Source organism: Mesorhizobium sp. B2-3-14 (assembly GCF_006442175.1).
Lineage (GTDB): Bacteria > Pseudomonadota > Alphaproteobacteria > Rhizobiales > Rhizobiaceae > Mesorhizobium > Mesorhizobium australicum.
Genome location: NZ_VFVP01000002.1, coordinates 32675 through 44538, shown reverse-complemented (window position 1 = coordinate 44538; position 11864 = coordinate 32675). Strand labels below are relative to the sequence as shown.

Here is an 11864-nt window from a genome sequence, read left to right as displayed (position 1 = left end):
AAAGGCAACATTCAATGCATCTTATTTCTATCAATTCGCTAGATTTGGCGCGGGTTCAACGGAGGCAGAAATGACCAAACCTCATTTCAGGAAACTGCTCGGCGCACTGGTCGCCACATCTATCCAGTTCGGCACGCTCGGTTTCGCGTTTGCCGACACCACCATTCTCAATGTGTCCTACGATCCGACGCGCGAGCTCTACAAGGCCTATGACGAGGCCTTCGCCGCGCATTGGAAGGCGGAGACCGGCGAGACGGTGACCATCCAGCAGTCGCATGGCGGATCGGGTGCCCAGGCCCGCGCGGTGATCGATGGCCTCGACGCCGATGTGGTGACGCTGGCGCTCGAAGGCGACATCAACGCCATCGTCTCCAAGTCAAAGAAGATCAATCCAGACTGGCGCACCAAATTCGAAAACAATTCGGCGCCCTACACTTCGACGATCATCTTCCTTGTCCGCAAGGGCAATCCCAAGGGCATCCACGACTGGAACGACCTCGTCAAGGACGGCGTCCAGGTGATCACGCCCAACCCCAAAACCTCGGGCGGCGCACGCTGGAACTATCTCGCGGCCTGGGCCTATGCCAACGCCAATGATGGCGGCGATGAAGCCAAGACCAAGGACTTCGTCGGCAAGCTCTACGCCAATGCTCCCGTGCTCGACACCGGCGCGCGCGGCTCGACCGTGACCTTCGCGCAAAAAGGCCTGGGTGACGTGCTGATCGCCTGGGAAAACGACGCCTATCTGGCGCTCGACGAGTTCGGCGCCGACAATTTCGACATCGTTTATCCGCCGACCTCCATCCTGGCCGAGCCACCGGTGGCCGTGGTCGACGCCAATGTCGACGCCAAGGGCACACGCAAGGTGGCCGAGGCCTATCTGAGCTACCTCTATTCCAAGGAAGGCCAGACCATCATCGCCAAGAACCATTATAGGCCGTCCAAGCCCGAACTGGTTCCGCCCGAGGATCTCGCCAAGCTGCCGCCGATCAAGCTGATCACCATCGACGATCCGCTTTTCGGCGGCTGGAAGAAAGCGCAGCCTTATCATTTCGGCGACGGTGGTATATTCGACCAGATCTACAAGCCGGCCCAGTGAGCTAAACCTAGATCGGGACGACATGACCACAGCACCCGCGCGGGCGGGGTGGCGGTTCAGACAGCCGAGCGTCATTCCGGGTTTCGGATTGACGCTCGGCTTCTCGCTTGCCTACCTCACCCTCATCATCCTCATCCCCCTATCCGGGCTGATCTGGCGTTCGGCCGCTCTCGGCTGGGTCGATTTCTGGGCCATCGCCACCGATCGCCGCACGATCAACGCCCTTCGAATCAGCTTCGGCACGGCGTTCATCGCGGCTGTCGTCAATGTCGTCTTCGGCACGCTCGTCGCCTGGGTGCTGGTGCGCTACCGTTTTCCGGGCCGCCGCATCGTCGACGCCATGGTCGACCTGCCCTTCGCCCTGCCGACGGCTGTGGCCGGCATCGCGCTGACCACGCTCTACGCGCCGAATGGCTGGATCGGCAAATTGCTGATGCCGCTCGGCATCAAGGTCGCCTACACGCCGCTCGGCATCGTCATTGCGCTGATCTTCATCGGCCTGCCCTTCGTCGTGCGAACCGTGCAGCCGATCATGGAAGAGATCGACAAGGAAGTGGAGGAAGCCGCCGCCACCCTCGGCGCCAGCCGCTTCCAGATCATCACCCGCGTGCTCTTTCCCGGCCTGGCGCCGGCCATCATCACGGGCTTCTCGCTGGCCTTCGCGCGCGGCGTCGGCGAATACGGCTCGGTCATCTTCATCGCCGGCAACCTGCCCTACAAATCCGAGATCGCGCCGCTTCTGATCGTCATCCGGCTCGAGGAATACAATTACCCGGCGGCGACCGCGATCGCCGCGATCATGCTGGCGCTGTCGTTCCTCATGCTGTTGATCGTCAATCTGGTGCAGACATGGAGCCGCAAGCGCTATGGCTGATCCCGAGATCAAATCCTACGAACCGTATCATGAGAGCCGCTCGGCGGCGGTGACCGAGAGCCGGCCGGCACGCGCCGTGCTGATGGCCATAGTCTTCGTCTTTCTCGCCGTCTTCCTGCTGCTGCCGCTGATCATCGTTTTCAAGGAAGCTTTCGCCAAAGGCGTTGGCACCTACCTGCAATCGCTAAGCGATGCCGACACGCGTTCGGCGATCCGCCTGACCTTGCTGGTGGCCGCGATCTCGGTCCCGCTCAACATCGTCTTCGGCATCTCGGCCGCCTGGGCGATCGCCAAGTTCGAGTTCAAGGGCAAGGCCTTCCTGACCACGCTTATCGACCTGCCCTTCTCAGTCTCGCCGGTCATTTCGGGTCTGGTCTACGTGCTTCTCTTCGGTGCTCAAGGGTTGCTCGGCGAGTGGCTGAAGGCACATGGCATCCAGATCCTGTTCGCCGTGCCGGGCATTGTGCTGGCCACCGTCTTCGTCACCTTCCCCTTCGTCGCCCGCGAACTGATTCCGCTCATGCAGGAACAGGGCAATGGCGACGAGGAGGCGGCGCTGTCGCTTGGCGCCAATGGCTGGCAGGCCTTCTGGTACGTGACCTTGCCTAACGTCAAATGGGGCCTGCTCTACGGCGTCCTCCTGTGCAATGCGCGCGCCATGGGCGAGTTCGGCGCGGTTTCGGTGGTGTCGGGCCACATACGCGGCCTGACCAACACCATGCCGCTGCATGTCGAAATCCTCTACAACGAGTACAACGCCGTCGGCGCCTTCGCCGTCGCTTCCTTGCTTGCCGGGCTGGCGCTCGTCACGCTGGTCTTGAAAACACTGCTCGAGATGCGCTACGGCGCCGAACTCGCCGCGACGCGCGGACATTAGAAGGTTCATTGCATGGAAGTTCGCGTTGCCAACGTGCGCAAGGAGTTCGAGCGGTTTCCGGCGCTCCACGATGTCTCGCTCGACATCAAGTCGGGCGAACTGATCGCGCTGCTCGGGCCGTCCGGCTCCGGCAAGACGACGCTGCTCAGGCTGATCGCCGGGCTGGAACGCCCGACGCGTGGGAAAATCTTCTTTGGTGACGAGGACGCTTCGCAGAAATCGATCCAGGAGCGCAACGTCGGCTTCGTCTTCCAGCACTACGCGCTGTTCCGCCACATGACGGTGGCCGACAATATCGGCTTCGGCCTCAAGGTGCGGCACGGGCCGACGCGGCCGCCGGCCGCCGAAATCCGCCGCCGCGCCTCCGAGCTTCTCGATCTTGTCCAGCTTTCAGGGCTGGAGAAGCGCTATCCGGCGCAGCTTTCGGGCGGCCAGCGCCAGCGTGTGGCGCTCGCCCGCGCCATGGCCATCGAACCCAAGGTGCTGCTGCTCGACGAGCCGTTCGGCGCGCTCGATGCGCAGGTGCGCCGGGAACTGCGTCGCTGGCTGCGCGAAATCCATGACCGCACCGGCCACACCACCGTCTTCGTGACCCACGACCAGGAAGAGGCTTTGGAGCTTGCCGACCGCGTCGTGGTGATGAGCCAGGGCCGCATCGAACAGGTCGGCACCGCCGACGACATCTACGACACGCCGAACTCGCCTTTCGTCTACGGCTTCATCGGAGAATCGAGCTCCCTTCCCGTCAAGGTCGAGAATGGCGAGATCTGGCTGGCCGACCGTCCGATCGGATTGTCGGCCCCGCATGCGCCCGAGGGCGACGCGATGCTCTACTTCCGGCCGCATGACGTCGAATTGCTGGACGGCTGCAGCGGCTGCATCGCCGGCACCGTGGCCGCCAGCCGCCGCGTCGCCGGCACAAGGCGCGTCGAGCTCGAGATCGGCGGCGAACGCCAGCGGGTCGAGATCGAACTGCCGGTCGATCATCCGGCGGCCCAGAAGAGCCGCGTGGCGTTCCGGCCGGGACGCTGGAAGCTGTTTCCGGCTGCGTAGCGAAGGACCGCCGTCAATCCCTATCCCGGTCGAGGGCGGCCGCCTACCCTTTCACCAGGCCTTTCAACGACAGCACCAATGTCATGGGATTTTTCGGGGAAGCCGCAAAGCCATGGCGCTCATAAAAGGCTTTCGCTTCGTCCGATATCGCATGAACAAAAATTCCGCGTATCCCGAGGATCGTCGCGGCTTGACCGGCGCGCAGGACGGCATCTTGCAGAAGCGCTGCACCCAGTCCCTTCCCTTGCCAGCCTGTGTCCACCGCGAGACGCCCGAGCACGACCATTGGAATGGGATCCGGCATGTTGCGCCGAACAATGCCGGGCGCTTCCGCCAGGTCAAGCCCGCCCGAAGACAGGCAGTAGTAGCCGACAACGCGTATGCCTTCCGCGACCACATAAGTACGAGATGCGCCACTGACCTGGTTGGCCCGCGCGCGGCGGCGAAGCCATTGGTCGAGACTTTCCGTTCCGCTTTGGAAAGGTTCGAGATCGTGGTTCTCGGCCAGCGGCGTGGGCGCCGACAGCATCAGTCCTGCCATGGCTTGGGCACGTTCATAAGACGCGCAAAACCTTCCCCGCTTGGCGGTTCATCGAGGATGTCGAGATAGTGCCGGTAACTCTGGGCATCCACCTTGATCAGTGTTTGGTCGAGGAGCGTATCCTCGGCCGCGCGGTAGGCGGCATCGATCATGAAATCGGAACGGGTTTTCCCGCGTAGCTTCGCGGCGCGGTCAATCAGTATGCGCATATCTTCGCGAATGCGCAGATTGACAGGCTTAGCGTGAGTTTCGGCTGCGGCTTTCGCCATGGAGGGCTCCTTTCCTTCACCATAACATGCCGCATACACAATGTGTATCTATTTGTCCTTTCCATTGGGAAAAGGTTGACGTGAACCGAGCTCCAATATGATGCCGCTCAAAAGAAAAACCTAGGATCAGCCTGTCTGGGAAACGGTTTTCTAGCAACGAGTGCCAAGCCCTGAATCTATGCCTCGCCGTCCCTTTGTACCCTCGCTATGCTCGAACGATAAAACATTACATCCGGAGCCATTTCATGAAGCGATTTTTCCTCGGCGTTGCCGCCGCAGCCGGCCTCATCCTCGCATCCTCCCAGGCCTGGTCGGCCGACAAGCTGCTCAATGCCTCCTATGACGTCGGCCGCGAACTGTTCGTGCAGGTCAACAAGGCCTTTATCGCCAAGCATCCGGGCGTCAGCGTCGACCAGTCCCATGCCGGCACCTCGGCGCAGGCGCGCGCCATCGCCGAAGGCCTCGGGGCCGACGTCGTCACCTTCAACCAGGTCACCGATGTCGACTTCCTGGTCAAGAAGGGCCTCGTCTCGACCGACTGGCAGAAGGATTTTCCAGACAACGCCTCGCCCTTCTATTCGCTGCCTTCGTTTCTCGTCCGCGCGGGCAATCCAAAGCACATCAAGGACTGGAGCGACCTGGTGCGCGACGACGTGCAGGTAATCTTCCCCAATCCGAAGACGTCGGGCAATGCGCGCTACACCTATCTGGCGGCCACCGCCTACGCCAAGGAAGCCTTCAAGGGCGACGACGCCAAGGTGAAGGAGTTCATCACCAAGCTGTTCAACAACGTGCCGATCTTCGACACCGGCGGGCGCGCCGCGACAACCACCTTCGTGCAGCGCGAGATCGGCGACGTGCTGATCACCTTCGAATCCGAGACGCGCGGCATCCGCAAGGAATATGGCGACGACAAGTTCGAGCAGGTCACCCCTTCGGTCAGCCTGCTGGCGGAATTCCCGGTGGCGATCGTCGACAAGGTCGCCGACGAACACGGCACGCGCGACCTCGCCAAGAGCTATCTCGACTTCCTCTATACGCCCGAGGGCCAGGGCATCGCCGCCGAGAATGGCCTGCGCGCACGCGACGCGGCTGTCGCGGCCAAATACAAGGCCGATTTTCCGGACGTGCGCCTGCTGACGGTGGAAGACGTCTTCGGCGGTTGGGACAAGGTCCAAAAAGAGCATTTCGCCGCCGGCGGCCTGCTCGACCAAGCTTATGGCAGCCGGTAAAGTTTCAGCGGTCCGATAGAAAGATCAGGAGAGCCGGCCCCGGGGCCGGCTTTTCTTGTTTAGGCAGACGATAGGGCAATCCGGCGCCTTCGTGCAAAACGTTACAAACAATCAACGCGTTTGTGCCAAACATGCCTTTCCAATGGCTTGTTTTCGCGAAACGGCAGGGTGTGGAAGCAATGCCGTCATCATTTGCACACAAACAGCCGCCAGATGCGGGGTGGTTGGGGCTTCAACGGGTTGACTCGGGCATGCTGACGAAAAAAGGCAAATACGGCCTCAAGGCCCTCGTGCATCTTTCCAATCTTCCGGTTGGCCAATTGGCCTTCGTCAACGACATCGCCGTCGCCAACAACATCCCGAAGAAATTCCTCGATGCCATACTGGGCGAATTGCGCAACGCCGGCTTCGTCCAGAGCCGCAAGGGCAAGGAAGGTGGCTATCGCCTCGCCCGCCCCGCTTCCGAGATCAAGATCGGCCATGTCGTGCGCGTGCTGGACGGTCCGCTGGCGCCGATACCTTGCGCCAGCCGCACGCAGTACCAGCGCTGCGAGGATTGCGACGAAGCGACCTGCCAGGTCCGGCACATGATGCTGGAAGTGCGCCAGGCGATCGCCGAGGTGCTGGACAACCGCAGCCTCGCCGCCATGCGCGATGCCGACAACGACGATTTTCCGGTCGAGTTGACATCCCAGATCTAGAGCCGGGCGAATGAGGCTGTCGAGGTTCACGAAATCCCGAAAAGTCCCCCGCAAGCCATCGGCAGCCAGCTTCCGCACCGAGATCATCGCCGACGTCTTTGTCCCCGAATGTGCCGAGGACGTGCGGTTCTTCAGCCGCAAGCAGCTTAACGCCGGCAAGCTCCGCCGCTTCTCCACCAGGGATCTTCGCGAAAGCCTGGCCGCCCTCTTCTACCTGGCGGTCGCGGCGGTGCTGCCGGTGCGCTGGTGGTCGCCGATCTGCGATTGGGCGTCGCGGTTTCGCCTGAAGCGTCATATGCGCAAGGATTTCCCCGGATATGCCGCCGCAACCCGCGCGGTGCTCGGCAGCGACATCGATGCGCGCAAGCTGTTCGAGGCATTGCTCGCGGCGCGCCATCGCCGCCGCATGCAGCTTGCCGCGCATCTGGTCGCCCGTCGCTGGACGCCGGCGATCCGGCTGGAAGGGCTTGAGGACTTGCAGGCCGCTTTGCAACGCGGCCATGGCGCGATCCTCTGGTGCGATCAGTTCACCGCCCAGACAATGATCGGCAAGCGCGCCATGCATGAGGCCGGCATCGAAGCGCATCAGGTCAGCGTCAACACGCATGGCGTTTCCGAGACGGCATTCGGCCAGCGCTTTCTCAATCCGCCAATGGTTCGTGTCGAGAACCGGTTCCTGAAAAGCCGGATCGTCTTCGACCGTGACGACGCCTATCAGGTCACCATCCGCATTCAGAAGATGCTGAGGCAGAACGGCGTCGTGATGATGACCAACACAATCCACGCCGGCTCGACCTTCACCGAAACCGCGCTTGGCGAAAGCGGCTGGACGCACCTTGCCTCGGCACCGGCGAATTTCGCCGCGCGCGGCAAGACGGCCCTGTTTGCGATGTCGACCTTCGAGGTCGTTCCCTTCCGGGAATATCGCGCCGTCTTGAGCCCCGAGCTGGTGCCGGCGGCACCGGCGCTCCAGGCAGCGGACACAGTCAGGGACGGCGCCAAGAACATGGCCCTGCAGGCACGCTACATCCTGCTCAAACGCGACCGCCTGCTGCAGGCGCTGAAAGAGTGCCCCGAGCAGATGATGTCCTGGTCGCGCCATGAGCGGTTGACGGAAGCCCAGGACGGCATCGGCATCAGCGCCGAAGAAGGCTCATGACGGGCGTATCAAGCGCATTGCCTGGGCGACGAGTTCGTCGACCGGCCGTGTCGCGTCGAGCGTCAATGCCCGCTCGTCTTGCCCCGGCGGCTCGAGGATGGCGAACTGGCTGTCAACCAGGCTTGCCGGCATGAAATGGCCCTTGCGGTTGCCAACGCGCCGCCGCGCGGTGGCGGGATCGATCTCCAGATAGAGGAAGACGATATCAGGGCAAAAACCGCGCAGGCGCTCGCGATAACCGCGCTTCAGCGCCGAGCAGGCGGCGACCACACCTTGCCGCTTGCCGATCGATGCCTGGATCTGCTCGCCGATCGCGTCGAGCCAGCCTTCGCGCAGTTGATCGGTGAGCGGCTCGCCGCGTGCCATGCGGGCGACGTTTTCGGGCGGATGCAGCCTGTCGCCCTCGATGAAGACGGCATCCAGTGCGGTGGCCAGCGCGATGCCGACGGCTGACTTGCCGCAGCCGGCAACACCCATCACCACGATGGCCGGAGGCGCCAAACCGGAAGCGCCCGTCGGCGCCTGCGCTGCGTTTTCGTCCACCGTCAGCGGCTCGCCGGCGCGCGGCCATAAAGCAGGAGCATGGCGACGATGACGACGCCATAGATGATCTGCCGTCCCGCCTCCGGCATCTGCATGACCGAGAGGATGGATTGCAACAGCGTGATCAGGATCACGCCGGCGACGGTGCCGAGATAGGAGCCGCGCCCGCCCAGGATCGAGGTACCGCCCAGCACCACGGCTGCGATCGACGGTAGCAGATACGCATCGCCCATCGACTGCGCCGCCTTGGAGGCGTAGCCGGCCAGCAGCACGCCGCCGAAGGCGGAAAGCCCTCCGGAGACGGCGAAGGCGATCATCACCACGCGTCTCGTGTCGATGCCGGAGAGATAGGCGGCACGCTCGCGGTTGCCGATGCCATAGACCGCGCGGCCGAAGCCGGTTCGCGTCAGCACGAACACCATCGCGATCCCTATAAACGCCCAGATGATGACGGCGTTGGGGACGCCCGGAATGGTGAAGCCGGTGGCCAGGTAGCGCATGGCGCCGGTCGCCGAATCCTGTGGCGAGAAGCCGCCGGTATAGACCACCATCAGCCCTTGCGCGACGGCATTGGTGGCGAGCGTGATGATCATTGAGGGAATGCGCAAATAGGCCACGCCGATGCCGTTGACGATGCCGATCAGCACGCCGCAGAAGATGCCGAACGGGATCGCCAGCACCACCCCGGCCGGACCGTAGGCGGCCGCCGCGCAGGCCATCATCGCGCCCGCCGCCACCGACCACGGCACCGACAGGTCGATCTGGCCGAGCAGGATGACCAGCATCATGCCGGTGGCGATGACGCCGAGGAACGAGGCCACCTTGAGCTGCTGCAGGAGATATTCAGGCGACAGGAAGCTGCGTGAATAGAGACTGCCGACCAACAGCAGCACCACGATGCAGGCAAAGGCGGTCAGCACCGCCGGGTCGGCGCGGCGGATGAATTTCGGCATGCGGCCGGCAATGCCGCCCAACGTCGTCTCGCTCACAGGAACCACTCCAGCCGGTTGCGGACCCGAAAAAGGGCGAAGGCGCCGAGGCTGACGGCGACCAGCAGGATAACGCCCTGGAACAGCGGCTGCCAGAGCGGATCGAAGTCGAACACGAACAACAGGTCGCCAATGGTGCGGAAGGCAAGGGCGCCGAAGATGGCGCCGATAGCGCTTCCCTTGCCGCCGAACAGCGACACACCACCCAGCACGACCGCCGCGATCGAGAACAACGTGTAGGAGTTGCCGCTCGCGTACGCAGCCTCGCCCGTATAGGTGAAGAAGGTGAGGAACAGCCCGCCGATCGCGGCCAGCAGCCCGGCCAGCGTATAGGCGGCGAACTTGCCGCGCCTTATCGGCACGCCGGACATGTAGGCAGCCGTTTCGGAAGAGCCGGCCGCGTAGGCGGCACGGCCAAGGATCGAGCGGCTGAACGGCACCCAGATCACCAGCACGATGGCGAGCAGCACCACCAGGCTCGCCGGCACAAAGCCGAACACGCGGCCGGTCAGCGCGTCGGCCAGGTCCTCATTGACCGAACCGCCCGGGAAAGGTCGCAACAACAGTCCGATGCCGTAGTAGACAGCCCCGGTGGCGATGGTGGCGACGATCGGCTGCAGCCGCCCATAGATGACGATGGCGCCGTTGACGGCGCCGCACAGAAGGCCCGCCACAAGCACGGCGATGACGCCGAGCGTGGTCTGCAACGGCGTGCCTACCACCAGCCAGGAGGCCAGGCAGTTGGTGAGCAGGAAGATCATGCCCACGGACAGGTCGATGCCGGAGGTGATGACGACCAGCGTCTGCGCCATGGCGACGAAGGCAAGCAGCACGCCCTTGTTCGCCGCCGTCTGCACGACATTGGCGGTGAAGCCCGCCGGGTGGTTCGAGGTGTAGATGACGAACATGACGATGAAGATGCCGAGCGCCAGCAACGTTCCGCGCTGCTCGGCCAGCCAGTAGCGCCAGTCTTTCACACGCTTGCTCCCAGGCCCACCGGGCTCTCCTCGCCATGGATGTTGAGCGCGCTCGCGATCAGCGCCCGCTCGGTGATCTCGCCGCCGACCAGCTCGCGCTTGACGGCGCCGTCATAGAGCACCAGGACCCGGTCGCAGCAGCCGATCAGCTCGTCATAGTCGGTCGAATAGAACAGGATCGCCGCGCCCGCATCCGCCAGCTTGCGCATCAGCTGATAGATCTCCTGTTTGGTGCCGACATCGATGCCGCGTGTCGGGTCGTTGAGCAGGATGATGCGCGGCTGGCGCATCAGCCATTTGGCGATCACCACCTTCTGCTGGTTGCCGCCCGACAGCGCGCCGACCGGAATGTCGAGGCCGGCCGTCTTGATCGCCAGCAGGCCGACCATGTCGTCGATCAGCCGCTGTTCGGCGGCGCGATCGATGATGCCGCCTTTCGACAGCCGATCGAGCGCGGCGAAAGACAGGTTTTCGCGCACCGTCATCGGCAGCATCAGTCCTTCGGTCTTGCGGTCCTCCGGGATGAGCGCCATGCCGACGCTATCCTCGCGGGCCGCTGCCGGGCTGGTGATCGTCACTGGCTTGCCGTCGATCAGCACCTCGCCGGAGAGGCCGCGCAGCACACCGAAGAAGGCGAGCAGCAATTCGCGCTGGCCCTGGCCGTCCAGCCCGCCGAGGCCGACCACCTCGCCTGCCCCGACTGTCAGCGAGATATCGTGCAGCCGGTCGGCCCAGGACAATTTGCGCGCCTCGAGCCGGGGGGCGGCGCCAGTGGGTGCCGCCGCCGGCTTGGGCGGAAAGATATGGCTGTATTCACGGCCTATCATCAGCTCGACCACCTCGTTGTCGCTCTTCGAGCCGGCCTCGTAGCTGGCGACATTGCGGCCATTGCGGAACACGGTGCAATGATCGGCCAGTTCGGCGATCTCATTCATGCGGTGCGAGATGTAGAGCAGCGCCAGCCCTTCCGAGCGCAGTCGTTTCAAGACGCCGAAGATCTTCGCGACATCCGCCGCCGTCAGCGCCGAGGTCGCTTCGTCGAGGATGAGGATGCGCGGTTTCCTGGCCAGCGCCTTGGCGATCTCCACCATCTGCCGTCGTGACAGCGGCAGGTCCTTGACCAGCGCCAGCGGATGGATGTCACCGGCACCCGCGCGCGCCAGCGCGTCCTCGGCGATGCGCCGCTGCGCCTTGCGGTCGATCATGCCGAAGCGTTTGGGCGGATCGGAAATGACGATGTTGTCGGCGACGCTGAGTTCGGGGATCAGCGACAGTTCCTGGAAGATGCAGACGATGCCGGCCTTGTTCGCCGCACCCGGCGACGCGAAGGTCACCTCGCGCCCGTCCAGCATCATGTGGCCCTCGTCGGGCGCCACGACACCGGCCATGACCTTGATCAGCGTCGACTTGCCGGCCCCGTTTTCACCGAGAATGGCGTGGATGCTGCCGGCCTCGACCGTCAGTTCGGCCTTTTCCAGCGCCCGCACGCCGCCATAGCGCTTGGACATGCCTTCCATGCGAAAGAGTGGAGCCGCACCGTCCATCAACCC

At 63.6% G+C, this 11864-nt stretch carries 13 protein-coding genes; 7 read left to right on the top strand and 6 right to left on the bottom strand.

Annotation, left to right across the window (positions count from 1 at the left end; translation table 11 throughout):
* Window positions 1-70 precede the first annotated feature (70 nt).
* The 4 genes from FJ950_RS04900 to FJ950_RS04885 are packed head-to-tail and all read left to right on the top strand — an operon-like array spanning window position 71 to window position 3903.
* Window positions 71-1099 carry a sulfate ABC transporter substrate-binding protein gene (locus FJ950_RS04900; protein WP_015317128.1) on the top strand — a complete coding sequence of 343 codons (1029 nt, stop codon included), beginning with the start codon at window positions 71-73 and terminating at the stop codon, window positions 1097-1099.
* Between the two features lie 22 nt (window positions 1100-1121).
* Complete coding sequence (gene cysT, locus FJ950_RS04895) at window positions 1122-1973, top strand: sulfate ABC transporter permease subunit CysT (protein WP_140615520.1); 852 nt, start codon at window positions 1122-1124, stop codon at window positions 1971-1973.
* Window positions 1966-2850, top strand: a complete 885-nt coding sequence (cysW, locus tag FJ950_RS04890) for a sulfate ABC transporter permease subunit CysW (RefSeq protein WP_015317126.1) — start codon at window positions 1966-1968, stop codon at window positions 2848-2850. The genes cysT and cysW overlap by 8 nt, the downstream gene beginning before the upstream one ends.
* Window positions 2851-2862: 12 nt before the next feature.
* Window positions 2863-3903 carry a sulfate/molybdate ABC transporter ATP-binding protein gene (locus FJ950_RS04885; RefSeq protein ID WP_140615518.1) on the top strand — a complete coding sequence of 347 codons (1041 nt, stop codon included), beginning with the start codon at window positions 2863-2865 and terminating at the stop codon, window positions 3901-3903.
* A gap of 43 nt (window positions 3904-3946) precedes the next feature.
* Here FJ950_RS04885 and FJ950_RS04880 read toward each other — a convergent pair whose 3' ends face one another.
* The gene (locus FJ950_RS04880; protein WP_140616484.1) at window positions 3947-4432 is read right to left on the bottom strand and encodes a GNAT family N-acetyltransferase; all 486 of its coding nucleotides are present in this window, start codon (window positions 4430-4432) and stop codon (window positions 3947-3949) included.
* The gene (locus FJ950_RS04875; protein WP_140615516.1) at window positions 4432-4713 is read right to left on the bottom strand and encodes a DUF1778 domain-containing protein; all 282 of its coding nucleotides are present in this window, start codon (window positions 4711-4713) and stop codon (window positions 4432-4434) included. Before FJ950_RS04875 ends, FJ950_RS04880 begins: the two co-directional genes overlap by 1 nt.
* A 245-nt stretch (window positions 4714-4958) precedes the next feature.
* Between FJ950_RS04875 and FJ950_RS04870 the strand changes: the two genes are divergently transcribed.
* The 3 genes from FJ950_RS04870 (at window position 4959) to FJ950_RS04860 (ending at window position 7805) form a co-directional block, all read left to right on the top strand.
* Window positions 4959-5945: a sulfate ABC transporter substrate-binding protein gene (locus tag FJ950_RS04870; RefSeq protein ID WP_140615514.1), complete on the top strand. Its 987-nt coding sequence runs from the start codon at window positions 4959-4961 to the stop codon at window positions 5943-5945.
* A gap of 251 nt (window positions 5946-6196) precedes the next feature.
* Complete coding sequence (locus FJ950_RS04865) at window positions 6197-6646, top strand: Rrf2 family transcriptional regulator (RefSeq protein WP_023769580.1); 450 nt, start codon at window positions 6197-6199, stop codon at window positions 6644-6646.
* 10 nt (window positions 6647-6656) lie between these two features.
* Window positions 6657-7805 carry a hypothetical protein gene (locus FJ950_RS04860; protein ID WP_140615512.1) on the top strand — a complete coding sequence of 383 codons (1149 nt, stop codon included), beginning with the start codon at window positions 6657-6659 and terminating at the stop codon, window positions 7803-7805.
* On the opposite strand, the gene FJ950_RS04855 is transcribed toward FJ950_RS04860, so the two are convergent.
* From FJ950_RS04855 to FJ950_RS04840, 4 genes are read right to left on the bottom strand one after another with little or no spacing between them, the layout of a single operon-like run.
* A complete protein-coding gene (locus tag FJ950_RS04855; RefSeq protein WP_015317119.1) occupies window positions 7800-8348 on the bottom strand; it encodes a gluconokinase in 549 nt (182 codons plus the stop codon). The genes FJ950_RS04860 and FJ950_RS04855 overlap by 6 nt on opposite strands.
* A 2-nt stretch (window positions 8349-8350) precedes the next feature.
* A complete protein-coding gene (locus tag FJ950_RS04850; protein WP_140615510.1) occupies window positions 8351-9337 on the bottom strand; it encodes an ABC transporter permease in 987 nt (328 codons plus the stop codon).
* Window positions 9334-10314 (bottom strand): ABC transporter permease, encoded by a 981-nt coding sequence (locus FJ950_RS04845; protein WP_015317117.1) that lies wholly within the window; start codon window positions 10312-10314, stop codon window positions 9334-9336. Before FJ950_RS04845 ends, FJ950_RS04850 begins: the two co-directional genes overlap by 4 nt.
* Entirely contained in the window at window positions 10311-11858 is a 1548-nt protein-coding gene (locus tag FJ950_RS04840; RefSeq protein WP_140615508.1) for a sugar ABC transporter ATP-binding protein, read from the bottom strand. The genes FJ950_RS04845 and FJ950_RS04840 overlap by 4 nt, the downstream gene beginning before the upstream one ends.
* Window positions 11859-11864 lie beyond the last annotated feature (6 nt).

What these genes read in the sequence shown, in the direction of transcription:
- FJ950_RS04900 (WP_015317128.1), top strand. Translation starts at nt 71, where the DNA reads ATGACCAAACCTCATTTCAGGAAACTGCTCGGCGCACTGGTCGCCACA.
- cysT (WP_140615520.1), top strand. Translation starts at nt 1,122, where the DNA reads ATGACCACAGCACCCGCGCGGGCGGGGTGGCGGTTCAGACAGCCGAGC.
- cysW (WP_015317126.1), top strand. Translation starts at nt 1,966, where the DNA reads ATGGCTGATCCCGAGATCAAATCCTACGAACCGTATCATGAGAGCCGC.
- FJ950_RS04885 (WP_140615518.1), top strand. Translation starts at nt 2,863, where the DNA reads ATGGAAGTTCGCGTTGCCAACGTGCGCAAGGAGTTCGAGCGGTTTCCG.
- FJ950_RS04880 (WP_140616484.1), bottom strand. Translation starts at nt 4,432, where the DNA reads ATGCTGTCGGCGCCCACGCCGCTGGCCGAGAACCACGATCTCGAACCT.
- FJ950_RS04875 (WP_140615516.1), bottom strand. Translation starts at nt 4,713, where the DNA reads ATGGCGAAAGCCGCAGCCGAAACTCACGCTAAGCCTGTCAATCTGCGC.
- FJ950_RS04870 (WP_140615514.1), top strand. Translation starts at nt 4,959, where the DNA reads ATGAAGCGATTTTTCCTCGGCGTTGCCGCCGCAGCCGGCCTCATCCTC.
- FJ950_RS04865 (WP_023769580.1), top strand. Translation starts at nt 6,197, where the DNA reads ATGCTGACGAAAAAAGGCAAATACGGCCTCAAGGCCCTCGTGCATCTT.
- FJ950_RS04860 (WP_140615512.1), top strand. Translation starts at nt 6,657, where the DNA reads ATGAGGCTGTCGAGGTTCACGAAATCCCGAAAAGTCCCCCGCAAGCCA.
- FJ950_RS04840 (WP_140615508.1), bottom strand. Translation starts at nt 11,858, where the DNA reads ATGGACGGTGCGGCTCCACTCTTTCGCATGGAAGGCATGTCCAAGCGC.